General features: G+C 71.8%; 1 protein-coding gene. It reads left to right on the forward strand.

Features of this window, described 5'->3' with window-relative positions; genetic code table 11:
- Window positions 1–250: 250 nt before the first annotated feature.
- A partial coding sequence (locus EJK15_RS69160) for a serine/threonine-protein kinase (protein ID WP_138720900.1) occupies window positions 251–1,622 on the forward strand: 1,372 nt, incomplete at its 3' end.

Here is a 1,622-nt window from a genome sequence, read left to right on the forward strand (position 1 = left end):
TGACCCGAACCCCGCCCCTTCCAGGCGGCGGCAGGCGCAGCTCCGAGCCTGTGACCTGCAGTTTCTCGCGGATCTGCCAGGCGCCGAGTCAGTGGCGCAGGTGGCCGGTCAGGGAACGAGCCTACTATGGAGAGTAGTAACGATACCGTTTGCGGCAGGGGTGCGGTCACTCCTGTGAAGAGGCTCGACACGCGGGGTGACCTCAGGTTAGCGTCCTGACATAAGGATCTTTATCCGGTCAGGAGGTCCCATGGATGTTCCCGGCTACACCGAGATCCGGGAACTCGGCCACGGCGGGACGGGCCGGGTGATGCTCGCCGTGCGCGACTCCGACGGCCTCGCGGTCGCGATCAAGCACTTGTCCGAGGCACTGCGCAGGGACGAGGAGTTCGTCGAGAGGTTCAGGGCCGAGGCCCTCATCATCCGTGAGATCGACAGCCCGCACACCGCCCGCGTCCTCGACTACGTCGAGTCCTCCGACGACGCCGTCATCGTGATGGAGCTCGTCGACGGCGTCACGCTGCGGCGGCTGCTGGAGCACGAGGGCAGGACGGGCGCGGAGGCCGCGCTGGCGGTGCTGAAGGGTGCGCTGCTCGGGCTGGCCGAGGCCCACCGGCGCGGCGTGGTGCACCGTGACTTCAAGCCCGAGAACGTGCTCATCACCCAGGACGGCGACAGCAGGCTCGTCGACTTCGGCGTGGCGGCTCGCTCTGGAGAGCAGGGGCCTCTCGCCGGCACGCCCTCGTACATGGCGCCGGAGCAGTGGGACGACGCCCCGGCCAGCCCGGCCACCGATGTGTACGCGGCGACGCTGGTGTTCTTCGAGTGCCTGACCGGGCACCGGCCCTTCCACGGCGAGGCCGTGGCCGCCCTCGCCTACCAGCACCAGCACGCCCCGCCCCCGCTGGAGGACGTCGAGGAGCCGCTGCGGCCGCTGGTCTGGCACGGTCTGGCCAAGGACCCCGCCGCGCGGCCCGAGTCGGCCGAGGCGTTCCTGGCCGAGCTGGAAGACGTCGCGCTGGCCGCATACGGGGAGGATTGGGAGGTACGTGGCCGGACCGGCCTCGGGATCCTGGCCGTGCCGCTCGCCGCGCTGCTGCCGAGGGCGCAGCCGGTGGCGGACGCCGACACGACCACGAGCCTGTTCCAGAGCCTCACCCCCGTGCCCAAGTTCGCGGTGACCGGCGGGCTGGTGCTGGCGACCGCGGCGGCGGTGGTGTCGGCTTTCGTGATCTTGAACGAGCCGCCGGCGTCCGAGAGCGGCGCCGCCCTCCCGCCGGTCGCATCCGATCCGCCGCTGACGACGGGGCCCGCCTCGCCCACGACGGGGCCGCCGACGCCGCGCGAGTCCGCCACGGGCGTGCCGACGATCACCTTGTCCGCCGTCCCGAGCGCGTACCCGACCCTTCCGGCCACGGTCGGGCCGGTGCCGACCACGCGCGGACCCCGTCCCGAGCCGCCCCCTGGGACGCGGGAGCCCACCGATGAGCCGGCGACGGAGCAGCCGACGCGTTCCGAGGAGCCGCGGCCGAGCACCCGGCCGCCCACGAGCGCACCTGTCTCTTATACCCATCTCCGAGCCCACGAGACCCTAAGACAACTCGTATGCCCGCTTCTGCTTG

The organism is Nonomuraea basaltis, assembly GCF_005893125.1.
Classification (GTDB): Bacteria; Actinomycetota; Actinomycetes; order Streptosporangiales; family Streptosporangiaceae; genus Nonomuraea; species Nonomuraea basaltis.